This is a genomic window from Geofilum rubicundum JCM 15548 (genome assembly GCF_000974365.1).
GTDB lineage: Bacteria > Bacteroidota > Bacteroidia > Bacteroidales > Marinilabiliaceae > Geofilum > Geofilum rubicundum.
Map to the genome: position 1 here is coordinate 1 of NZ_BAZW01000002.1, position 23,501 is coordinate 23,501.

Here is a 23,501-nt window from a genome sequence, read left to right on the forward strand (position 1 = left end):
TAGAAGAAACAAAATTTAATTTGGTTGAATTTTTCTGTAAATTCGCGTCATTTTTATTGGTCATATTTTTATTGAACAACTATGTGGGTTAGCGTTGCGCGGACGATATTAAAGAACCGAATAGCCATATTAGTGCTTTTAGCTGTTGTCACAGCATTTATGGGATTTCAGTCACAGCGGATAGAGATGTCTTATCAATATGCACCTTTGCTGCCAGAGGACGATCCGGCTTTTTTGGACAATGAATACTTTGCCAAAGTCTTTGGCAATGAAGGTGAAGTGGTCGTATTGGGGGTTCAGGACTCCCTTTTTTTTGGTGTAGGGCATGTGGACAGATGGCGGCAATTGAAGCAAGAGCTGGAGGCCATTCACGGTGTAAGCGAAGTTTTTTCTGTACTGGACGCCTATGATCTTCAACGAAATACGGCCCTTCGGAAATTTGAATTGCAGAAAATTTTTCCAGATCGCCATGCCCAGTCGGATCTGGACTCATTGCGTCAGGTCTTCGAACGTTTGCCTGTTTATGAAGGGCTCCTGTATAACAAAAAGACCAAAGCCTATCTGATGGCGGTATTTTTGGTCCCTGAAGTTCTTCAGAGTCCGGAACGCGTCCAGCTCATCGAAAATATTAAAGCGGCCGGCGCCCGTTACGAAAAGGGCAATGGTACCCCCCTGCACTATTCAGGCTTACCATTTATCCGGGTTGAAACGGCTGAAATGGTTAAGCGGGAACTGAATATGTTCATTTTATTAACCCTGGGCATTACCGCTCTGGTTATTTTTCTGTTTTTCCGGTCCTTTAAAGTCGTTTTGTTTTCGATGCTCATCGTTGGTATAGCTGTTGTTTGGGCACTCGGCAGTCAGGCCTTGCTGGGGTTCAAGGTGACCATTCTGACGGGCATGATACCCCCTTTGATTATTGTTATTGGTATTCCGAATTCGGTATTTATGTTGAACAAATACCATCAGGAGTTTCGCAAGCATGGCAACCGCATCAAATCGCTACAGCGCATGATCCGAAAAATCGGGAATGCCACCTTTTTAACGAATCTGACCACCGCCAGTGGTTTTGCCACTTTTATTTTTACCAGTAGTCGCCTTTTGGTAGAATTTGGCATTGTCGCCGCCATTAATATTATGGTGGTGTTTGTTTTATCTCTTTTGCTCATCCCCATCATTTATAGTTTTTTAGGGGATCCGCAGGAGCGGCATACCAAACATCTGGACCGCAAATGGATGACCGGATTCGTTGATCAGTTACTGCAGGTATCGCTGTATCACCGAAAAGGGGTTTACCTGGTGTCGGCTTTGTTGCTTTTAGCCGGCGGATATGGCATTTCACGCATGCATACCACCGGGTACATGCTGGACGATGTGCCCCACGATCATGCCTTGTATGCGGACCTTATGTTTTTTGAAGATCACTTTGGCGGATTAATGCCTCTGGAAATTGTGATCGATACGCAAACGCCCCGGGGGGTTATGCAAACGGGAAATATGCAAAAGATGGATGTGCTGCAGCAGCGCCTGGACTCTTTTCCCGAATTTTCAAAACCTTTGTCTTTTCTGGAGGTCGTGAAATTTTCGAAACAGGCCTATTATAACGGACATCCCAACTTCTATGATGTTCCCAATGCACGGGAGCGGAATTTCATCCTTTCCTATTTGCAGGGCGATGGTCAGGCAAGCATGGGGTTGGTGAATACTTTCATGGACTCTACCCGGCAAAAAGCCCGTATTAGTCTGCGCATGGCCGATATCGGAACTACACGAATGGGGGAGTTGGAGACCAAAGTCAATGGTTTTATTGAGGAGGTTTTTCCAAAAGAAGATTATGACACCATGGTCACGGGCGCCAGTATAGTTTTTTTTAAAGGGACCAACTATTTGATTCGTAATTTATTCCTCAGTTTATCCCTGGCCATTGTTTTAATTGCCTCTTTTATGGCATGGATGTTTAGTTCAAAGCGCATGGTTATTGTTTCGCTACTCCCTAACCTGCTTCCTTTAATTACAACGGCGGCCCTTATGGGGTATTTTAACATTCCCATTAAACCGTCCACCATCCTTGTGTTCAGCATTGCCTTTGGTATTTCGGTGGATGATACCATTCACTTTTTGGCCAAGTATCGGCAAGAATTAAGTGAAACCAACTGGAACATAAGGGCGGCCGTTATTTTGGCCACCAAAGAAACCGGTTTAAGTATGGTTTACACCTCCATTATTTTGTTTTTTGGCTTCGGTGTTTTCAGTATGTCGGAATTCGGAGGGACGTTGGCACTGGGCTTGTTGGTGGCATTTACCCTCTTTGTGGCCTTGTTTGCCAATCTAATTTTATTACCTTCACTACTGCTTACCCTTGAAAGGATGATTACCAACCAATCGTTTAAGGAACCGGTAATGGGCATTTATGAGGAAGGGGATGAAACAGATGTGGAGGACGACTGGCCTTTGAAGTCCGGTACCGAAAGTGAGCGGCAATAATATAAAAAGAAGTTTAACATAGCCCCCTTATTATGATGTTATTAGAAACGTATCGTGAAAGAATCGACCAGGCATTAATGTCCCTGGTGCAACAACGCGAGCCGGCCGGATTGTATGAGCCCATTCGTTATGTTTTATCCCTGGGAGGTAAACGCATTCGACCAGCTCTGTGCCTGTTGGGTTGTAGCTTATACCATACAGAGAAAGTGTCTGACAGCTTATACCCGGCTCTGGGGCTGGAGGTCTTTCATAATTTCACACTTTTGCACGATGACATTATGGATGGTTCAGAGATGCGGCGCAATGCGCCCACCGTGCATAAAAAGTGGATGATAATACAGCCATTCTATCGGGAGATGCCATGATGATTCTGGCCTACCAGCTCATCAGTCGGACCCCCCAAAAAGCCCTGGGTCCCGTTTTGGAACTGTTTAGTCAGACAGGCCTGGAAGTCTGTGAGGGACAGCAGTACGATGTGCTGTATGAATCACGAAACGACATTACCGAGACCGATTATATTGAAATGATACGACTTAAAACCGCCGTATTGCTTGGGGCGAGTTTAAAAACAGGTGCCATCATTGGGGGCGCTTCGCCAGAGGCAGCGCATCACCTCTATCAGTTTGGCATGGATGCCGGCATTTCGTTTCAGTTGCAGGACGATTGGCTGGATGTTTTTGGGGATGCCGCCACCTTTGGAAAAAACATTGGGGGAGATATCGTTACCAATAAAAAAACCTTTCTTTTAATTAACGCCTTAAACAACCTTTCAGCCGCGGGAAAAAAGGAACTTCAGTTTTGGATCGATAAGAAGGATTTTGATCGGGACGAAAAAGTTAAGGCCGTTCGTAACCTTTATGAGGATGCCAACGTTTCTATTAGTGCTAAAAAGCGTATGAATGAATTTCTTCAGAAAGCCTTGTTGCATTTAGAACAAGCTGGTGGATCTGCTGCCATTCAGGAGGAATTAAAAACCTTTGCCTACGGGTTAATGGAACGTTCCAGATAGGAAAGTCTGTTTTTCGTTTAGGTGGAGGAGGGGTTTATTTATTTTAACGGATTTAATGGGATTAGGTCTGATAATTTTGTGTAACTTTTAGCTATCAGTCGCATACTATGCCAAACGCATTATAACTTTATTATTTTAACATGGCACAATTAACAGGAAAGGTCATCCAGGTAATAGGTCCGGTAGTCGATGTCGAATTTGATATACAATTTCCTGAACTACCCAATATAGACGATGCCCTTGAGATTTTGGCTTCCGACAACAACAAAGTTGTCATTGAGTGTCAGCAACACATTGGAGAACATACCATTCGCTGTATAGCCATGGATTCAACCGATGGCCTGCAAAGAGGAATGACCGTTGTTTCACGCGGGATGCCCATTTCCATGCCATTGGGTGAACCGGTTAAGGGCCGCTTGTTAAATGTGGTTGGAAGAGCCATTGACGGGCTCGGAGAAGTTAAAACGGAGCGACGTGCCCCCATTCACAAGGAAGCGCCGGATTACGAAGACCTTTCTACAGAAACCGAAATCCTGTTCACTGGAATCAAGGTCATCGATTTGATTGAACCCTATTCCAAAGGCGGCAAAATTGGCTTGTTTGGGGGTGCCGGCGTGGGAAAAACCGTGTTGATACAGGAATTAATTAACAACATTGCCAAAGGATACGCCGGTCTGTCTGTTTTTGGCGGAGTAGGAGAACGTACCCGTGAGGGGAATGACTTGCTGAGGGAGATGATAGAATCCGGTATTGTGGATTATGGGGAAGAATTTAAAAAGAGCATGGAAGCCGGCCATTGGGATTTGAGCAAAGTAGATCCCGATGCCCTCAAGGAAAGTCAGGTGAGCATGGTCTTTGGGCAGATGAATGAACCTCCGGGCGCCAGATTACGCGTGGCCCTGTCGGCCTTAACCATTGCCGAAGGATTCCGGGATGGTGACGGTGGTGACGCGGGAAGAGACATTCTGCTTTTTATTGACAATATTTTCCGCTTTACACAGGCGGGATCTGAAGTATCGGCTTTACTGGGTCGCATGCCCTCTGCGGTGGGCTATCAGCCCACCCTGTCTTCAGAGATGGGTGCCCTGCAGGAGCGGATCACCTCCACAAAAAACGGGTCCATTACTTCCGTTCAGGCCGTATATGTGCCGGCGGATGACCTGACCGACCCGGCACCGGCAACGACTTTTACCCATTTGGATGCCACCACCGTTTTGAGCAGAAAAATATCCGAACTGGGTATTTATCCGGCAGTGGATCCCCTGGACTCAACCTCCCGGATACTAACCCCTGAGATTGTGGGGGAAGAGCATTACAGAACGGCGCAAAATGTGAAAGAAATCCTTCAGCGCTATAAAGAATTGCAGGATATTATTGCCATTCTGGGTATGGAAGAACTGTCGGAGGAGGATAAAGTGGTGGTGCACAGGGCCCGCAGGGTTCAGCGCTTTTTATCCCAACCGTTTTTTGTGGCCGAACAGTTTACCGGATTGCAGGGAGCCCGGGTTTCCATTGAGGACACCATTAAGGGTTTTAATATGATACTCAAGGGTGAGATGGACAAATATCCGGAATCGGCCTTTAATTTGGTGGGGACCATTGAAGAAGCCATCGAAAAAGGGGAGAAACTTTTAAAGGAGGCACGTAGAAAATGATGGACCTGTATCTTGAAGTGGTGACCCCCGAGGAAATTCTATTTGAAGGTCCAGTCGGATGGTGGAAGTACCGGGTACTACGGGACGTTTTACCATTCTTCGTGATCATGCCCCCATCATATCTACCTTAATTGAGGGAAACATTCGTATTATTAGTAAAGATGGTGTTGAACGGTTTTTCCCTTGCCGTAAGGGTGTTGTTGAATGTAAGGACAACCACATGACGGTACTCATGGAACATCCGCCTCAGGTTTCCGTAAAGCCTGAAGATTTGTAGTTTAGCGATGAGCTGCCATATGTTTTGGGACGACTAAGAGATATGTTTTTGACCTTTTTAATGTCCTTGCTACTGCAACCGCAGTTGCAAGGGCATATTTGTTTCGTAAAATTTGATACCTTTGTTTGCCTTATAACTTTTAAATACAGATGCTATGAGTTTTAGTCAACTTTGCAACACCATTTTTGATGCCACCACGGAGCACTATCATGAATTTGATAATGTTGATGCTACACCTGTGAATCCCTATAAGGAAGGATCCATTGAATTTTTATTGTTCTCCAAAAACTGGATAGATGCCGTTCAGTGGCACCTCGAAGATATCATTCGTAATCCTGAAATCGACCCGGTGGAAGCGCTTAAAATCAAGCGTCGGATTGATCATTCCAATCAGGAAAGAACCGATCTGGTTGAGTTTATCGATGGCTATTTCATGGAGAAATACCAAGGGGTTGTACCCCAAAAGGAGGCCGGATTAAATACCGAGACGCCTGCATGGGCCGTGGATCGCCTATCCATCCTGGCACTGAAAATTTATCACATGAAGCAGGAAACCCTGCGCAGCAATGCTTCACCGGAGCACAAAGCCACCTGTCAGAAAAAACTGGACGTTTTACTGACGCAAAGGGTGGATTTGAGTGGTGCCATTGATGAATTGTTGGCCGACATTGAAGCAGGTCGCAAGTATATGAAGCTGTATAAGCAGATGAAAATGTACAATGATCCTGCTTTAAACCCCGTTTTATATAAAACCGGAAAGTGAGCAGAGTAAAGCGTATACTGGTTTTTAGGTTCAGTGCTCTGGGGGATGTGGCCATGACCATTCCTGTTTTGTGGTCTTTCACAAAGCAGTATCCGGACTATGAAATGGTCTTTGTTTCCCGACCTTTTGTTGGAAAGCTCTTTGAACCCTTAAGCAATGTCCGTTTTATTGGCGTTGATTTTAATGGTCGTTATAAAGGTTTTGGCGGATTGGTTCGGTTGTTCCTCGATTTGAGGAAGGAGGGACCGTTTGATTTTATGGTCGATTTGCATGGTGTTTTAAGAACGCAAGTGCTTAAAACGCTGTTTCGGTTGGCCGGCGTTTCCTCTTTTTCCATCGATAAAGGCCGGGCCCCTAAAAAAGCCCTTACCCGGAAAACCCATAAAATTTTTAGGCCGCTCGCAACTTCCTTCGATAATTACCGTCAGGTTTTTCTAGAGGCCGGATTAGACTTTCATTTGGGACCTTTCCCCGGACGGCAGTTATATGGCCTGGCTAAGGAGACAAAGACCTTTGAATGCATGAAGGGAGAAAGTGTTAAGGTGGGTTTTGCCCCCTTTGCCAAACATCCCTGGAAAATGTGGCCGGAAGAAAAGGCCCGTGTTTTGGTGGAAGAGATGGAAAAAAGAGGCTTCCGGATATTTCTGTTTGGCGGTCGGGGAGCTGAGCAGGAGCAGTTGGCCAAGTGGGCCCTTGGCAGAAGTCAGATTCACAATTTGGCTGGTCAATACGGCATGGACGATGAATTGCGTTTGATGGGGCAGTTGGATGTCATGGTTTCCATGGATTCGGCCAATATGCATCTGGCCAGTCTGGTGGAAACCCCTGTGGTCAGCATTTGGGGTGCCACGCACCCCTATGCCGGATTTTATGGCTGGGGCCAGGATCCCGATTCAGCTGTTCAGACAGAATTGGCCTGTCGTCCCTGTTCGGTTTTTGGCAACAAACCTTGTCACCGGGGCGATTTTGCCTGCATGCAGCGGATTTCGCCTGAAATGGTTATTCAAAAAATTTCCCGTATCATCCAGGCATAGTAAGGGGAAGCAAATTTTTAAAAGGCCGAATAATGGTCGGTAATTAATGGCAGATGCGGATACTTTTTCTTAATTCAATTGGGTCAAAAAAATGGGGAGGTGGCGAAAAGTGGATGCTCATGACGGCCTCGGGACTTAAAGCCAGAGGCCACGATGTCGTGATTGGCTGTGCCCCCCATTCGTTGATCTGTCGCAATGCCAAAGCCAAAGATTTAGCGGTTGCTCCCATTTCCTTTAAAACCGATTTTGATGTGCCCGGATTCTTCAGGTTGTTGAGATTTCTGAAGCAAAATCAGACGGAGATCGTGGTTTGCGGACAGAATAAAGACACCAAAATTGCGGCTGTGGCCGCTTGGTTGGCAGGCGAGGTATCGGTCATTGCGCGACATGGATTGCAACTCATTCGTAAGAAATGGAAATACAAATTCATCTTTACCAAAATGATCCATGGGGTCATTACCAATTCGGGCTCGATTAAAAAAGAGTACGACAGTTATGCATGGTTTTCCCCCGATTTTGTGAAGGTGATTTTTAATGGCTATACACCGCCGGATCAGTTTAAGGCCTTTGATTTTCGAAAGCAATTCGACCTTACAGAGGATGCTGTTGTAATTGTCAGTACCGGTCGACTGGCCCGGCAAAAAGGCTATGAAGTGCTCATTGAGACAGCTGGTATGGCCAGAGATGCGAATAAAAACTGGGTGTTTTTTATTGCCGGAAAAGGCAAGCTGGAAAAGAAACTGAAAAGCCGGGTGGAAGTCGCTGGGCTGACGGAGCAGGTCCGCTTTCTGGGTTTCATTGAGGATGTGGTCCCCTACGTGAAGGGCGCCGATTTATTTGTGCTTCCTTCCTTTTATGAAGGGATGCCCAACTCGGTGATGGAGGCCATGGGACTGGGTAAATGCTGTGTCGTAACGGCCGTCAACGGCAACAATGAATTAATACGAAATGAGGTAGATGGCCTATTGATCCGACCAGGAGATGCGGCCGCTTTATATGAAGGCCTGCAGCAGGTGACCAGTCAGCCGGATTTGGCTCATCAATTGTCTGTCAATGCCTTAAAACGAATGAGGGAAGATTTTTCAGAAGAGAAAATGTTGGATGAGGTGGAAGTTTTTTTAAAATCTAAAATTGAAGGATAGTTTGGAACCTGAACAAAAGTATAAGAAGATTTTAATTACCGGTGTAGCCGGTTTTATCGGATACCACCTTTCCAGGTCGTTAATGGAAAACGGCTATGAAGTCTTTGGTATCGATTCCATGAATGGCTATTATTCAACGCAAATCAAACACGATCGCATCGAACTGTTGAGGCGTTCGCCCAATTTTGGTTTTTCGGCTGTCAACATTTGCCAGCGAACCGATCTGGAAGGATTGTTTGCCGCCAATAAATTTGACATGGTCATTCATCTGGCCGCTCAGGCAGGCGTGCGTTACAGTCTGGATGCCCCGCATAAATACGCAGAAAGCAACCTGATTGGTTTTGTTAATGTCATTGAAGCCTGTCGGCAACACGGCATTTCCAAATTTCTGTTTGCCTCTTCAAGCTCGGTTTATGGCAATCGCTCCGATGGACCCTTTTCCGAGAATGGCCCGACCGATGAGCCGGAATCCCTTTATGCCGCCACCAAAAAGGCCAATGAACTGATGGCCTACTCTTATGCCAAGCAATTTGGCATGCAGACCATCGGTTTGCGTTTCTTTTCCGTCTATGGCCCCTGGGGCAGACCCGACATGGCCTACTTTTCCTTTACCAAGAAAATTCTCAAAGGGGAAACCATTCCGGTTTTCAACAAGGGAGAAATGGTCCGTGATTTCACCTATATTGATGATATTGTGGCCGGTGTTCACCAGCTCATCGACCGTCTGGATCTCCTTCCCAGCTATAGGATTTATAACCTGGGCAACAACCATCCGGTCAAAATAATGGATTTCATTCAGGCGCTGGAGGCGGCCATCGGACAAAAAGCCCAAATCGACTATTTGCCCATGCAGGCGGGGGACGTGATTTTCACCTGTGCCGACATTTCAGCTGCCCAGAGGGATTTTGGATATAATCCCGGGGTAGATCTTCAAGAAGGCTTAAATCAATTTATGATATGGTATAATGATTATTTTTTGGATGGCAGACTGACTTTTAGTTATTAAAGAATTTAAAACGATGGGTAAGAATAAGTTTGGTTACTACTTCAGGAATTATCTGCGCCTTTTGGCACCTCGCGGGGTTTTTCAAGGAGAATACCGACGTATTCTTAGTCAGGTACAGGAGGGTGATCAGGAGAACCTGCTTAAACGGGTCAATTATTATAATAAACTTCTGCCCGGTGCTGAATTAAATTTGGATGAATCCACACGTATAGGGGACTTTAGATACAGACATCAATTGAAAACTTATTTTTTTGATCTTATTAAGTATCTGCGGTACTTTCCCGAAAATTGTCGGTTTCAATATCGCTTTGGTGATATCACAGAAGTTCCCTCGGAACCTGCTTTTGTGAAGAGCCGGCCCGTTGGTAATGATAACCGAAATTCGGTTTTACTTAAATTGAATGAAGTAAGGCATTTTAATTTCGTAAAGGATCGAATACCCTTTGAGGAAAAGGAGAATAGGCTATTTGGCAGGGCCAAGGTTTTTAAATTGCAGCCACACAGGGAATTGTTTTTAGAAAAGTATTTTAATCATCCACTGTGTGATATTGGTAAGATAAATGATGATGGAAGAAATCCGCAATGGCTCGTTTCAAAAGCTTCTATTCGTCAACATCTTAAATGCAAATTTATTTTGTGTTTGGAAGGTAATGATGTGGCCACAAATCTGAAGTGGGTTATGTCATCCAACTCTCTGGCAGTTATGCCAATTCCCAAATTTGAAACCTGGTTTATGGAAGGAGCCTTAATACCGGATTACCATTATGTGGCCATCGCGGATGACTTTTCTGATTTGGAGGAAAAGCTGAATTATTATATGGAGAATACGGATCAGGCTTTGAAAATCATTGAGAATGCGCACAGGCATGTAACACCGTTTTTAGATAAAAAGCAGGAGGAAATAATTGCTTTATTTACAATTCAGCATTATTTTAAAAGAACGATGCAAAGTTGCTAGATGACGAATATCCATATGCATAAACTTGTGACCATCAACTGGGAGGTTGGCACAATTTAAAATTTGAATGAGTATGAAAATAGGATTTGATGCTAAAAGGATATACACAACCGGACCGGGTTGGGCAACTACAGTAGAGATCTTGTTCGAATAATGAGTCAACACTATCCTGATAATAAATATCTGCTGTACAATCCGAAGGAATCTAAAAACAACTTGTTTTTGAATTCTTTCGACAATGTGACCGAGAAGAGGCCTAAAAATAAACGGGATACTTTCTTTTATAATTTGTGGCGTCAAAAAAATGTTTGTAAAGATCTACTGCATGATCAGGTTGATATCTTTCATGGATTAACAGGTGAAATTCCTCTTGGAATTCGAAAAACGGGCATCCCCGTTGTTGTAACCATTCATGATCTGATCTTTTTGCGCTTTCCCAAATTCTATTCATTTATTGATTATAAAATTCATAAGTATAAAGCCCAATATGCTGTTAACAATGCAGATATGGTCGTAGCGGTCAGCGAACAAACCAAACAGGATATCATTGATTTTTTCGGCATTGATGCTGAAAAATAAGGGTGGTCTATCAGGGATGTCAGGATGTTTTCAGAACGTCTTTTTCCATCCAGGAGCGGAAAAAATTGCTTGAGCGTTTTCGGTTGCCGGAAGCGTATATTTTAAATGTGGGAACAATAGAGCAACGAAAAAATGTCATGCTGGCTGTTAAGGCCATCAAAGAGGTCAATATTCACCTCGTTGTTGTCGGGGCTAAGACGGCTTATTATAACGATGTTAAGGCTTATATACAGAGCCACGGGCTGGAGAATAAGGTCACTTTTTTGACTGGGGTTTCGAGCAAGGAATTGGCTGCCCTTTATCAATCAGCGCAAATGTTTGTTTACCCTTCTCTTTTTGAGGGTTTTGGGATTCCTATCATAGAAGCACTTTATTCAGGAATACCCGTCATTACTTCGAAAGGCGGATGTTTTAAAGAGGCCGGGGGGCCTGCTTCTGTCTATGTAGATCCCTCCAATGAAATCGAGCTAAAAGAGGCGATTGTCAATATTCTGGAAGACGAACAACTAAAACAGGATATGATAGTCCAGGGAAAACAGTATGTTGAAAGGTTTAATCCCCGTTACATCGCTGACAGCTTTGAAAAGATATATTCTGAACTCAATAAGAACCTTTATTAACCAGCGCCACCATGCTTGAATTTGGCATTCTTCACATTAATATGGCAAATACCTGGCGAGGAGGCGAACGTCAGGTGGCTTTACTTATGGAGAATTTAAAAGGTAAAGGGGTGGGCCAGTTGTTGATATGTATGAAAAACAGTGCTTTACAGTCTTATTGTGAAGAAAATGATCTGGCGTTTAAAAGTTTTTCTAATATCGGACTGTTTCTATTCGTCCCTTTTCTGATTGCCCTATGGCATTTAAAGAAGAAGTATGCCATTGTTCATTGTCATGAATCTCGTGGTCATACCGTTGCCTTCCTGGCCCGGTTCATTTTCAGAAGTTCCATAAAAACGGTTGTTCATCGACGGGTTATTTTTCCAATTAAACAGAAGCGAATCACTTTACTGAAGTACTCCTCCCGGTACGCTGATGAAATAATTTGTATTTCGAAGGCCGTTGAGCAGGTGGTTAAAAAATCTGTTCCGGATAGCCGGACCACGGTTATTCCTTCCGGGGTGCCTTTCCATATTGAGAAGGGCGAGGGTTTTAACTTTAGAGAAAAATATAATATCCCGTCGGAAAATAAAATCGTAGCATACGTGGCTGCCCTATCTTTTGAAAAGGATCATTTCACTTTTCTTGATTCTGCCAAATTGGTTTTGGATAAATTGGAGAAGGTTCATTTTGTGATTATAGGGAATGGTTCATTGTACAACGATTTATTGGCGTATTCTTCCCGACTTGGCATAAGTGACAAGGTGACTTTTACCGGGTTTCTTAACCATGTGAATCAGATAATTAATCAGCTGGACCTCCTTCTGTTTACTTCAAAATCAGAGGGACTGGGTTCAACCATATTGGATTTCTTTGTCCACCAAAGACCGGTTGTTAGTGCTAAAAACGGAGGGGCTGAAGAACTTATTGAGGATGGGAAAACAGGATTTTTATGCGATATTGGCGATGCTGCCTGTTTTGCTTCAAAGGTGGCGGAACTTTTGAGAAATGAAGAAGCGGCTGAAAGAATGGCGCAGAATGCTTTTTTGTTCGCCAAAGAAAATTTTACTGTAGAGATGGTAACCCAACGTATTTTTGATCGCTACAATCTATTAGTCCTCAGGCCCTAATCTACAATGGCCTTTCGTTTAAGGCTAGGCCGAATTGGTCATGGAATAATGCGACGGAATGATTTTTTGGTTAAGTATTTTCAGCAGGTATTTTGATCTGGCGATGTCGGTATGAAATTCTTTGGTGTGTATTTCAGCTCTTTTGGCTATTTCTTCCCTTTTCTTTTCGTTTTTAAGGTAATAATCGCAAACCTCGATGAGATTCGAAAGATCCTTGGGAACAAAAACAGCCTGCTTTTCATGTTCATAATTGTTCGGGATGACAATACCTGGTTCCTGAGATACCATGAATCGGCCTAAAGCCGGGACTTCCCAATACCTTAAAGTATCCCATCCACCCCCTCTGAAATTGAGTGTGATTTTGGCTTTTTGCAGTTCTTCAAGATACCGGTTACCCTTTCTTTTATATTTATAGAAGCTTTGGTTGGATGTGGTACCATTGGCCTGACAGTCGAATTTGTCAGATAGGAGGTTCAAGGCTTTGGTTCGGACGGGATGAGATTCTACGGCCCAAAAGGTCACATCATAAATAAACGCTGACTTTCTAATGTCTTTAATGACGTTGTAGTTGAAGGCAAAAGGACAAGGGAAAACATTTTCGGGGTAATCTTCATTTTTTAAATACTCTCGTTTAAAAACGTAGTCGAAAGGCCTTTGGTTGACCTGGTTCCATAAATTTGACTGTCCAAGTCTGCTCAGATCTCCTCCAATGAGCGATGCATCGCCCCCATCAATAAATACCGTTTTTGTATGAATGGATATGAGGGGCAAAACAGAGAGGTAGTCTTTAAAAGCATCCGGCTTACAAGCGGCCAGAATGATAACGTCGTACTGACTTATTTTGTTAAAAAAAAGCTTTTTGCTTAGCAGGGCCTGATTTGAATAACCGATGTTACGGGGGTATTTCTTAACGGGTAAAAAGAAGTTTTTATAAAAGGAAAAGGTATGTACATTTTTCCAGCCGAGTTGTTTTACCAGTCCTGAGAAGATGGCATCCTGAAGGTAATCGTATTTTCTGCTGGCAATAAAAAGGATTTTCATGTCAAAAATTGGATTTGTTCTTTGTTTCATCATGGCTTGGAAAGTCTTTCTTTGGGATTTGTCCAATTCCAAGAGGCGCCTTGATGGTTCTATTTTTAATGGTTTCTGAGAATATATTGTTGTTTTCTTTCAGCCTTATTCTGCTTAATGGCTTATGAAACAAATGATATTGTACCAATCTGAACTTTGGCAAAAAGACTTCATATCCCAAAAGTTTTAAGCGGTATTCAATATCGGTATCTTCTCCAACGCAGGGTAATTCATAACGCATGTCAAATCCATTGATGTTTAAAAGGCCATGCTTGTGTACGGAGAAATTACACCCTTTAACGCCTCGCTTATAATTACCGAAACGTTTGTTTATGGCGGTGATGGGTATGTAAATGGCGCTTTCAACATGTCTTGATTTTTTTATTAGACTATCAATAATCAGGCCCCAGTAAAATTTAAAGGAGGACAATTTACGGTGTTCAATGAATGTTTCATTCACTTTGTTGGACATTCTTTCAGACATCAAAACCCGTCTTCCTGCGACAATTCTGTTTGGTTGACTGAAAAACAAATGGTCTTCCACAAACGATGGGTGAGGAATACAATCGCCATCTATAAATATCAGGTATTCCGATTCCGCAGCCAGAATGGCCTTGTTTAATATTCGGTTTTTTCTGAACCCTTTATCCGTATGCCATTCGTGTTTAATGGGATAGTTGTATTTTTTGAGCAGCGAAGACAGTTCTTCTACTACTTCTGTTCTGGAACCGTCATCTGCAATGATGACTTCAAAATCTGCTATGGTTTGTTGATTAAGTGCAGAAAGAATTAATTTTAAAGCCTTAAGGTTGTTATAGAACGAAATGATTACAGTGGCTTTCTTGGGCATATCTGTTAGTTTTTTTGGCAAAGATATTAAATTCTTCATAAGCTGGTCTTCTGGGCTGTCGTCTTCAAATTAAAACGGTTGGGGTTTATAAATTTCTTAAGGTGCTCTAATACCAAAATAAGTTTTCTTAATTTTGCCCCAAAGTTATTATATGGTTAATTTTCTCAGATATCTTCTTAAAACGGCCTTGTTTTGGCTGTTGTTTTTTGCCTTTTACCGTTTGGTTTTTATCCTGTTTAATTGGGCGTATGCGGCTGAAGCACCCCTCGGTGTAATGGCCAAGTCCTTTTTGGTGGGCATTCGGCTGGATTTGTCGATGACGGGCTATTTGTTGTTGTTGTTGAGCGTTACGCAGGCTTTTATGGTGGGTATCGGGCGGCAATTTTCGTACCGGATTTTGCAGGGCATTCAGGTGTTTTTTATCCTTGCTTTTACCACTTTGCTTTTAGGAAATATTAATCTTTACGCGTATTGGGGAAGGTTACTGGATGCGGAAGGCTTTAGTTTTTTGAAAACTCCCTGGATTATTTTGGCTTCCGTTCAGTGGTACGAAAGTCTTTTGTTTCTGATTTTTTGGATGGGGTTTTCATGGGGAGCCATAGCGATCAACAAATGGTGGATGCGTCCGCTACAGCCTTCGAAAAAACTATCATGGCTATCCGCCGGATTGGCCGCTCTCCTGGTTTTATTTGTGGGTGCACTCATGATCATTCCGATCCGGGGTAGTTTTGGAGTGGCCCCTATCAATACCGGGGTGGGGTATTTTTCAGCCCATAATTATGCCAACCATGCCGCCATCAATCCGCTGTGGAATTTGTTTTATAGTTTTAAGCGCATGGACGCCCGGATGCACCATTATCGGTTTATGGAGGAGGAAAAGGCTGAGGCCATTTACCGGGAAATGCAGTCGTCCTCTAATGATTCTACCCTTCACGTGCTGAAAAACGACCGCCCCAATGTGGTGGTCATTTTATTGGAGAGTTTTTCGGCCCAGGTGGTCGGGGCTCTGGGAGGCGAAAAGGTGACACCTAACCTGGATGCCCTGGCCCGGGAGGGCCTTTTGTTTTCTAATATTTACGCGGCCAGTGACCGTTCGGATAAAGGGCTCGTGTCCACTTTGGCCGGCTACCAGGTCTTGCCGGGCTATTCCATCATACAATATCCCAACAAGTCGCAGTCGCTCCACTTCATGCCTCAAGTATTAAAGGAAGCGGGCTACCGTCACCTGACTTATATATATGGTGGAGACATTGGTTTTAAAGGCATGAATTCTTTTGTGACTTTGTCTGGTTTCGACAAGGTGGTCACCATCGATGATTTCCCCCTTTCAACCCGGGGGAAGAAATGGGGCGTTCATGATGAATATACCTTCGACCGTTTGCTGGAGGAAATGGCTGTCAGCCATAACAACGAACATCCTTTTTTCAAGTATTACTTCACGCTGAGCAGTCACGAACCTTTTGATGTCCCCATGGAGCGGGTTCATGATGATCCCTATCTCAATTCGATCTATTATACCGATCAATGTCTGGGGGATTTCTTTAAAGACGTGAAGGAGCAAGGTTTGTGGGACAATACCTTGTTCGTGCTTATTGCCGATCATGGGACTCCCGGACCAAAAAAGGCCACTTCGCAGATGCGGGAGCGCTACCATATTCCCATGGTGTGGACGGGCGGTGCTTTGGCTGTTCAGGATTCGATAGTCACTCATTTGGGAAGTCAGAAGGACTTGGTGTCCACCCTATTGAACCAGCTGTCGATTAATTCAGAGATGTTTGAATTCAGCAAGAATTTATTGTCGCCGGGTACCGGGGAGTATGCCTTTTTCACTTATCCGGATGCCTTTGGATATATTACACCCGGGTCGTATCAGGTTTATGACAATTCGGCAAAAAAGTATGTGATGAGCGACGGAACTATTTCTCCCTTGGATAGCCTGAGGGGAAAAGCCATGCTTCAGAGGGTTTCAGCGGACCATTTAAAGCGTTAGTTTTATGAAGGAAATGACCAGGAAAGATTTTGAGTTGATGGCGCCAGCGGGTTCTTTTGAATCCTTAATGGCGGCCATTCAGGGAGGGGCTGATTCGGTCTATTTTGGGGCCGGTCGATTAAACATGCGGTCCAGGTCGTCCAGTAACTTTTCTACCGATGATTTGAAATTAATCGCCAAGATCTGTCAGATGCACGGACTGCGGTCTTATCTGACCTTGAATATAACCCTTTATGATGAGGATTTGACCGAGATGCGTCGTCTGGTGGATGTGGCTGTGGAAAGTCGTATTTCAGCCATCATTGCCAGCGATTTGGCCGCCATCCAATATGCCCGGAGTAAGGGGATGGAGGTGCACATTTCAACGCAATCGAACATTTCCAATATTGAGGCGCTTAAGTTTTACAGTCGGTTTGCCGATGTGGTGGTTTTGGCGCGGGAGCTGAACATGGATCAGGTGAAGGCCATCTATGAAGCATTATTCGGGAAGATGTGCGCGGGCCGGCAGGTAAGCTGGTCCAAATTGAAATGTTTGCCCATGGGGCTTTGTGCATGGCCGTTTCCGGAAAATGTTATCTGAGTCTCCACCAAATGAATGCTTCGGCCAACCGGGGCGCCTGCCTTCAGCCCTGTCGCAGAGCCTATACGGTAACGGAGCAGGAGTCGGGGGACGAGCTGGCCATTGACAATCAGTACATCATGTCGCCCAAGGATTTAAAGACCATTCATTTTCTGAATAAAATGATCGATGCCGGTGTCCGTGTCTTTAAAATTGAGGGCCGGGCCAGAGGACCCGAGTATGTCAAAATGGTCTGCCGTACCTACAATGAGGCCTTGCAGGCCTATGTGGACGGCACTTACAACCAGGCTGCCATCGATCGGTGGGATGCGTCTCTTTCTTCTGTTTTTAACCGGGGTTTTTGGAACGGTTATTACCTGGGGCAACGCTTGGGTGAGTGGAGTGCCAATTACGGATCGCTGGCCACCAAAAAGAAGTTATACATTGGCAAGGGAAGCAACTATTTTCCAAAAATCGGTGTCGCTGAGTTTATTATCGAGACCCATGATCTAAAGGTGGGAGATGATGTTATCATTACGGGACCCACCACAGGCGTGGTGGAGCTAAAGGTGGCTGAGCTGCGTTTTGATCTCGAACCGGTGGAGGTGGTGAAAAAGGGACAGCGCTTTTCAATGGCAGTAGGTGTGAAGGTCCGGCGCAATGACAAGCTCTTTAAAATAGTGGATGCTAAAAAAGAAGGAGATGCAGGCAAAGGGTAACTTGATTAAAATGAAGAGTTCAGTGGACAACGACCGGCAGGTGGTCTACCGACTTTCACTGGGGCAAGCAGAAATCAACATGAATGATTGTCTGGGGAAACGGGTGAAGTTTTCTTTTACCGGGACCATTCATTGTATCTCTTGCGGAAAGGTCACGCGCAAATCTTTTGCCCAGGGCTTTTGTTTTAATTGTATGCAAACGGCTCCTGAGGCGGAAGACTGTGTTTTGCGACCGGCTTTATGTAAGGCGCATTTGGGCATTGCCCGGGACATGGCTTATGCGCAGGCGCATTGTCTGAAACCTCATTTTGTATATCTGGCCAATACAGGTGAAGTGAAGGTGGGGGTAACCCGTCAATCACAAATACCAACCGGTGGGTGGACCAGGGCGCTTCTGCCGCGGTAAAGTTATGTGAAACCCCTAACCGGCATATTGCGGGACTGGTAGAACAGCATTTGAGTCAGCACTTTTCGGACAAAACGGTGTGGAAAAAAATGGTGATGAATCAGGTTAATGAGACCATTGATTTGGCTGAATTTCGTCAAAACGCTTTAGGGTATTTAACGCCGGGGATGCTTCGTTTTGAGTCTGAAGATAAGCGTGTTTATACGTTTAATTATCCGGTGATCCACTATCCTGATGCGGCGCAAACGGTCTCGTTTGATAAGATCCTGGACATCGAAGGGGTATTGGAAGGAATTAAAGGACAATACCTGTTGCTGGACGGTAACAGGGTGCTGAATATCAGAAGACATTCGGGCTATGAGATGGTAATGGATTACTGATTCTCACTAGCGGCCTCCCATGGAGCAGGATGCAGCGTTCCGTTTCTGGACATGCGTTCAAACAGAAATTTCAGCTCCACAAATACGGGTCGGTGGCCGGTATATAGACTTTCTATCTCCTTTGACTGCATGTAGTTGAAGGAATGTACGTTGAAGTAGCTGTTCACAAAAATATGATCGGTATGACGGGTGGGCGTGTAGCCATTGGTCGAACCCATTTTGTGGTCTGGTTTTTTGGATTTTTTGGCGAGTTGGGCCGTGTTTCGAAGCGAATGAAACCGATCCCAGTTTAAGGTCAAAAGGGTTTCGACGGGCGTTTCGGCACTTGCATTGAAATTTCCCGTTACCACGACGGGGGCATCGCCGGCAATTTCGTTCATTTTCTGAAGAAAGAGGGTGGAACTTTTTATTTGGGCGTCTTCGTTCAGGTGGCAAAAATGGGTGTTAAATACAAAGAAAATGTGACCTGAGGTTTTGTTTTGAAGCTTTGCCCAGGTGACGATTCTAGGATAAATGGCCCCCCAACTTTTGCTTCCCGGAATATCCGGCGTTTCTGAAAGCCAATACTGGGATTTCGACAGAAGGATAAATTGGTCCGACTTAAAAAAAATGGGGGCCAATTCCTCAATGTCGGTCCGGTCTTCACCATCGCCCAGAACACTGTCGTAGTCCGTCAAAATCCCTGTGAGTGAAAAAAAACGGTCAAAATTCACCTCCTGCATGCCAATTATATCAAAGTTTTCGGTTTTCACCAAAGACTCGATGCTCAGCAATCTTTCATCCCATAATTGGGCGCTTTGGCTATCATAGTCGTTACCGGTATAAAAGGAACAAATGGTGAGTGAGTCCGAATTGTGGCAAGACGATAAAATCCCAATAAATAATATGGCCAATAGCTTTATATGCATAGATGACAACCTTATTGATCAAAGGTATCACATAAACTTAGCTATGTCAGCACAATTTACAGCAACGGCAGGTTTTCTTTGACCGTTTAATTAGAATGGTCGATGTGTTATTTGATGTCCACCCACTTTTTCGATTTGGCCGACTTGCGAATGGCGTCAATGACCACCATATTGTTGAGGGCATCATGGCCATGCACCGGCATGGGAAAGTCGTGGATTAAGGCGTTGGAAAAGGCCTCAAACATCAAACCATAGGGGTCGGCCACCGGGAAGGATACTTCGCGACTTCCCTGCCCTGTTTGAATGGTAATGGTGGAAGGGGTGTCCACATAGGTGTTGAAGGGGATGGGAATGGATATGGACCCTGCCGTTCCAATGATGTCCACCTTCTGAAAGGGTTCAGAGCGTGTAGAGATCTGAAAGGAAGCACGGGCAGAACCAAAGTCCATCAAGGCGGAGGCATGAACGTCCGTTTGAAACTGATCGTCAATCTCCATCAGGGAAACAACCCTTTTGGGCTCAAGCTGCGTTAAAAAACGCGGCACAGAAATCGCATAACAACCAATATCCATTAAACCGCCGCCACCGTATTCGCTGATGTTTCGAATGTTATTGGGCGAGGCATTGTTGTAGGAAAAGGCCGTCTGGATGTAGGATACTTCACCAATTTGCTTGGTTTTGATGATGTTTCTGACATGTTGCCACAGGGGATGAAACTGGTACATAAAGGCTTCCATTACCGGGACTTGATTAGCCTTGGATGTTTCCAGGATCATTTTGGTTTGTTTGGTGTTCAGCGCCAGAGGCTTTTCGCACAAAACAGGTTTGCCGGCTTTGATGGCTTTGATGGCCCAATCGGCATGCATGTGGTTGGGGAGCGGGATATAAACGGCGTCAATTTCCGGGTCATTGATGAGCGCTTCGTAACTTTCCGATACCACCGGAATGTCATAATCGGCAGCCGCCTTTTCGGCTTTATGATTCTCGCGCGAAGCTATGGCATAGGGCTGGCAGTTGCTGCAGTTTTGAAGTGGTAATACGATTCGTTTAATAAAATGGTTGGATACGCCCAGTATTCCAAAATTAATTTTTTTCATGATTTTATTTTTTCAGTTCTGATAAGCTATTTTGTATTTCCCCATATACGGGATCTTGTTTGACCGGCTATTCTTTGGTTTTTTTTGTGCCTCGTTCAGCTTCTAAGTGTAACAAAGCATCCTGGCAATGGTTGACGGATTATTCTACCCGATAATTATACAGGTAGTTATGTTCGCCTCCCGTAATCAGATTAAAGCGATAGGCCGAAGTCTTTAAAAACCCGATACTGAAGCGACTCAGACCTTTTAACGGAAATCCATTGTAATGGCTTCCATCTTTGTTGATGAGGTGAATTTTTCCACCGGACTGTTCAACTACGCCAATTTTGATATCCGATGACGAAAACTGATAGATGTCTGCCATGGCATGAATGGGCTTTTCAAAGGAGATGTTAACCTTCTCCTGGCCGTTGTGGTTAAAGAGGAGGAGTTGATCTTTCGTGACATAAAGATATTCAGGTTGGGGGGATGATCCGTTGATCAGGGTGAAATGATGGTTGGACGGACCATCGAATAGCTGTGTTAAGGTCGTTTTGCCTGAGGGCAAAGCGATATGTACCAGTTCGCCGGTAGTGGTAGTGGTCACCAGGGCCGGTTGATCCGAGTTTCTCCCTTGTAAATAAAAGGGCGAGTTGGGGTTTCGGAAGAAATGAATGGAAGGGCTAACCCTGGGATCTCCCCGGCGATTGAGTATGTAATTTTTGTATTCGTCGCTAAAAACGAGATAGTCTCTTCCCTGATTGTTGAAGTGTTGAAGGGGCGTTGTGACATGACCTTCTGTTTGTGGCACGGACCAGCCCGTAATTCGGTTTCCTGTTTTATCGTATAAGTAGACATGCTTATCTGCGAGCGCTATGAAAATACGGTATTCCAGATCCTTGTCGTAGTCGAATACCGATAAACCATTGGTGGCTTTGTCGGGTAAATTCAACGGGAACCGGGCCACATGGTTGCCGTTTCTGTCCAACAGGTAAATTTTATCGGGCGTGTTAAAGAGGTATTGTAATTTGTTGTTTTTATAATAATCAATCTGCGTTATTTCACTCAGAATGGGGCCGTCCAATGCCCTTTTCCATAAAATCCGGCCCATGTGATTGATCAGGTATAGGTTGTGTTTATGGTCCTGAACCAAAATTTCTTTTTCACCGGTTTCATGATTGTCAACAAGGGCCGGCTTGGTCGTAATGGTTGAATCCAGCCTGCTTTGCCAGATGGTCCGTGGTTCTTTGTCGCGATGGGGGGCGTGACTGGCATGTATGGAGGTGTAAATTAAATCTGACGAGGCAGAGAGCTGCAAACCTACGCCATAAAAGTTGCCCAGGGCCTTGTTTTGCTCCCGGGTGGGATTAATGGCTTCCCGGTTGATATGGTCACCTGTCAGGCCCATGATGTGGCCCATTTCCGCAAACATGAAAAAATTCTCCCGGTAGGAAAAATTTTCGGTAAAGGGATGGAAGTAGGGATGAGTGCCCATTGTTTTATGGAGGAGATTGGCGTACATCAGCTGGTTTATAGCGGATATGGAATTGGCAAAAACCAGGTAGTTTCTGTAAAAGGCAAAGTAGGTAGCCGGCACTTCTGGAAACAGGGCACCCCAATAGGCTTTGATGATGGACGTTTCAGGCGTTCTATAGACGGGGAAACGGGTTTGGTCATCCAAACTGGACCATTCAACCGGACCGGTGTTTTGTCCGGTGCGCGCCATCATTTGGGTGAGGACTTCCAGTGCCTGGGTTTGTCCGGTGGTGCTGAATACCAACAGGGGTTCATAGACTGGTTGGTCCTCTGAATAGCTATAAACAAAGGCGCCTTCGCCCTCAATAAAGGAAAAGAAAAGTTCATCGAAGGGGACTTTGTGCCTGTCGGTAAATTTTTTACTGAGCGGATCAAAGTTTTCGTGTCGGGAGGTCTGTTGAATGTAGGTGTTCAGATTCTCATTAAAATGGCTTTTCGATTGTAAGGAATAGCTCATCATGAACTTGGCCGAGGCCGGTAAAATGTTGAATATTTCTGTTTTTTGGGGCTCTATTCCCTTGAAGATATTAACAAAAAGCGAATCCTGACGGCCTCTGGTAAATCCATTCAGATAGAGGGCATCTTTTCTGACGTCCACATCCAGTTCTGTCCACTCCGCCAGATGTTCCATCACGGGCGCCTTAAATAATCCCTGACTAAAAGCCGCCAGATTTTTGAAGTTTATCAGAAGAGAGGCCGCATTGCTGGATACAGCGCTCCTTTGCAGATTTTGATAGTTCGGATCAAAAGCCAGAGATTGTTTGTTCCGGGTCTGGTTCATTGAAAGATCAATCAAGTAGGGGGATGGGCTTACAATGATGTTGGTCTGGTTGAGGGCCAGATAACCGTCAAAAGGCCAGTTTTCTTGCTTTTTAAAATGGAAAATGGTTCCGCTTTTGCTTTTGAGGGCTTGAAAACGGGCGTTGTTGGACTCCAAGGCGTTCTGCACCTCATTGATTTCTGAGCGGCTTTTGAGCGGGGCACTTACCAGCCATTGACGGTTATCCGCTGTATCTGTATGAAATGAAATATGGTAGGGTCTCGACAGGAGTTTTTGACCGATGGAAGAATGGAGTAGCTTCGATGAATCAACAAAGTGGATGAGCTCGGTTAAATGGCGGTAATTTTGAAAAAGGAGGAGGTCCTGTTGGTATTCGGGACTGGAAAACAGAGCTTCTTTAAATGCTTCGGGTTGGTGGACTTCCAGTACTATCGCTGATTGGTGGGGAATGGAAAAGGCCGGATTGGCCGCTTCAAATTGTTGGTTTTTATGCAGGTATAAAAAGGAAGCTATAATGATAGCGCAGAGTATTACTATGCCAATGATGGTAAGGTATTTTCTGGCCATAATTCATCGGTTTTTTGAATTG

Annotated in this window: 19 protein-coding genes and 2 pseudogenes; 16 read left to right on the forward strand and 5 right to left on the reverse strand. The window is 44.6% G+C overall.

Annotated elements, in window-relative coordinates; genetic code table 11:
* Positions 1-81 precede the first annotated feature (81 nt).
* The 12 genes and pseudogenes from JCM15548_RS01385 to JCM15548_RS01435 all read left to right on the forward strand — a co-directional run bounded on the left by JCM15548_RS01385 (position 82) and on the right by JCM15548_RS01435 (position 12,636).
* Positions 82-2,484 (forward strand): efflux RND transporter permease subunit, encoded by a 2,403-nt coding sequence (locus JCM15548_RS01385; RefSeq protein WP_062122113.1) that lies wholly within the window; start codon positions 82-84, stop codon positions 2,482-2,484.
* 77 nt (positions 2,485-2,561) lie between these two features.
* A pseudogene (locus tag JCM15548_RS01390) lies at positions 2,562-3,493 on the forward strand (polyprenyl synthetase family protein).
* Between the two features lie 140 nt (positions 3,494-3,633).
* A complete protein-coding gene (atpD, locus tag JCM15548_RS01395; protein ID WP_062122114.1) occupies positions 3,634-5,148 on the forward strand; it encodes a F0F1 ATP synthase subunit beta in 1,515 nt (504 codons plus the stop codon).
* Positions 5,149-5,206: 58 nt separating this feature from the next.
* Positions 5,207-5,425, forward strand: a complete 219-nt coding sequence (locus tag JCM15548_RS01400) for a F0F1 ATP synthase subunit delta/epsilon (RefSeq protein WP_227625320.1) — start codon at positions 5,207-5,209, stop codon at positions 5,423-5,425.
* A gap of 154 nt (positions 5,426-5,579) precedes the next feature.
* Positions 5,580-6,188 (forward strand): DUF4254 domain-containing protein, encoded by a 609-nt coding sequence (locus tag JCM15548_RS01405; protein ID WP_062122115.1) that lies wholly within the window; start codon positions 5,580-5,582, stop codon positions 6,186-6,188.
* Positions 6,185-7,222 (forward strand): glycosyltransferase family 9 protein, encoded by a 1,038-nt coding sequence (locus tag JCM15548_RS01410; RefSeq protein WP_062122116.1) that lies wholly within the window; start codon positions 6,185-6,187, stop codon positions 7,220-7,222. Before JCM15548_RS01405 ends, JCM15548_RS01410 begins: the two co-directional genes overlap by 4 nt.
* A gap of 53 nt (positions 7,223-7,275) precedes the next feature.
* Positions 7,276-8,364 carry a glycosyltransferase family 4 protein gene (locus tag JCM15548_RS01415; RefSeq protein WP_062122117.1) on the forward strand — a complete coding sequence of 363 codons (1,089 nt, stop codon included), beginning with the start codon at positions 7,276-7,278 and terminating at the stop codon, positions 8,362-8,364.
* The gene (locus JCM15548_RS01420) at positions 8,354-9,370 is read left to right on the forward strand and encodes an NAD-dependent epimerase/dehydratase family protein (protein ID WP_227625321.1); all 1,017 of its coding nucleotides are present in this window, start codon (positions 8,354-8,356) and stop codon (positions 9,368-9,370) included. Before JCM15548_RS01415 ends, JCM15548_RS01420 begins: the two co-directional genes overlap by 11 nt.
* Positions 9,371-9,383: 13 nt before the next feature.
* On the forward strand, positions 9,384-10,328 hold the full coding sequence (locus JCM15548_RS01425) for a glycosyltransferase (RefSeq protein WP_062122118.1): 945 nt from the start codon (positions 9,384-9,386) through the stop codon (positions 10,326-10,328).
* A gap of 153 nt (positions 10,329-10,481) precedes the next feature.
* Complete coding sequence (locus JCM15548_RS22535) at positions 10,482-10,907, forward strand: glycosyltransferase (RefSeq protein ID WP_227625322.1); 426 nt, start codon at positions 10,482-10,484, stop codon at positions 10,905-10,907.
* 2 nt (positions 10,908-10,909) lie between these two features.
* Positions 10,910-11,527, forward strand: a complete 618-nt coding sequence (locus tag JCM15548_RS22540; protein WP_227625323.1) for a glycosyltransferase family 4 protein — start codon at positions 10,910-10,912, stop codon at positions 11,525-11,527.
* An 11-nt stretch (positions 11,528-11,538) separates the two neighbouring features.
* Positions 11,539-12,636, forward strand: a complete 1,098-nt coding sequence (locus JCM15548_RS01435) for a glycosyltransferase (RefSeq protein WP_062122119.1) — start codon at positions 11,539-11,541, stop codon at positions 12,634-12,636.
* Positions 12,637-12,660: 24 nt separating this feature from the next.
* On the opposite strand, the gene JCM15548_RS01440 is transcribed toward JCM15548_RS01435, so the two are convergent.
* Complete coding sequence (locus tag JCM15548_RS01440) at positions 12,661-13,677, reverse strand: glycosyltransferase (RefSeq protein ID WP_062122120.1); 1,017 nt, start codon at positions 13,675-13,677, stop codon at positions 12,661-12,663.
* A 1-nt stretch (position 13,678) separates the two neighbouring features.
* A complete protein-coding gene (locus JCM15548_RS01445) occupies positions 13,679-14,557 on the reverse strand; it encodes a glycosyltransferase (protein WP_062122121.1) in 879 nt (292 codons plus the stop codon).
* Positions 14,558-14,708: 151 nt separating this feature from the next.
* Between JCM15548_RS01445 and JCM15548_RS01450 the strand changes: the two genes are divergently transcribed.
* The 4 genes and pseudogenes from JCM15548_RS01450 to JCM15548_RS01460 all read left to right on the forward strand — a co-directional run bounded on the left by JCM15548_RS01450 (position 14,709) and on the right by JCM15548_RS01460 (position 18,611).
* Positions 14,709-16,547: an LTA synthase family protein gene (locus tag JCM15548_RS01450; protein ID WP_062122122.1), complete on the forward strand. Its 1,839-nt coding sequence runs from the start codon at positions 14,709-14,711 to the stop codon at positions 16,545-16,547.
* A gap of 4 nt (positions 16,548-16,551) precedes the next feature.
* Complete coding sequence (locus JCM15548_RS24925; protein WP_262486847.1) at positions 16,552-17,127, forward strand: peptidase U32 family protein; 576 nt, start codon at positions 16,552-16,554, stop codon at positions 17,125-17,127.
* Entirely contained in the window at positions 17,040-17,825 is a 786-nt protein-coding gene (locus JCM15548_RS01455; protein WP_262486848.1) for a peptidase U32 family protein, read from the forward strand. Before JCM15548_RS24925 ends, JCM15548_RS01455 begins: the two co-directional genes overlap by 88 nt.
* Positions 17,826-17,904: 79 nt before the next feature.
* Positions 17,905-18,611, forward strand: a pseudogene (locus JCM15548_RS01460) (DUF2797 domain-containing protein).
* On the opposite strand, the gene JCM15548_RS01465 reads toward JCM15548_RS01460, so the two are convergent.
* The 3 genes from JCM15548_RS01465 to JCM15548_RS01475 all read right to left on the reverse strand — a co-directional run bounded on the left by JCM15548_RS01465 (position 18,605) and on the right by JCM15548_RS01475 (position 23,479).
* The gene (locus JCM15548_RS01465; protein WP_062122123.1) at positions 18,605-19,519 is read right to left on the reverse strand and encodes an endonuclease/exonuclease/phosphatase family protein; all 915 of its coding nucleotides are present in this window, start codon (positions 19,517-19,519) and stop codon (positions 18,605-18,607) included. The pseudogene JCM15548_RS01460 and the gene JCM15548_RS01465 sit on opposite strands and share 7 nt — an antisense overlap.
* A 107-nt stretch (positions 19,520-19,626) precedes the next feature.
* The gene (locus JCM15548_RS01470; RefSeq protein ID WP_062122124.1) at positions 19,627-20,616 is read right to left on the reverse strand and encodes a Gfo/Idh/MocA family protein; all 990 of its coding nucleotides are present in this window, start codon (positions 20,614-20,616) and stop codon (positions 19,627-19,629) included.
* A 139-nt stretch (positions 20,617-20,755) separates the two neighbouring features.
* A complete protein-coding gene (locus JCM15548_RS01475; RefSeq protein ID WP_062122125.1) occupies positions 20,756-23,479 on the reverse strand; it encodes a DUF3352 domain-containing protein in 2,724 nt (907 codons plus the stop codon).
* Between the last annotated feature and the right edge of the window lie 22 nt (positions 23,480-23,501).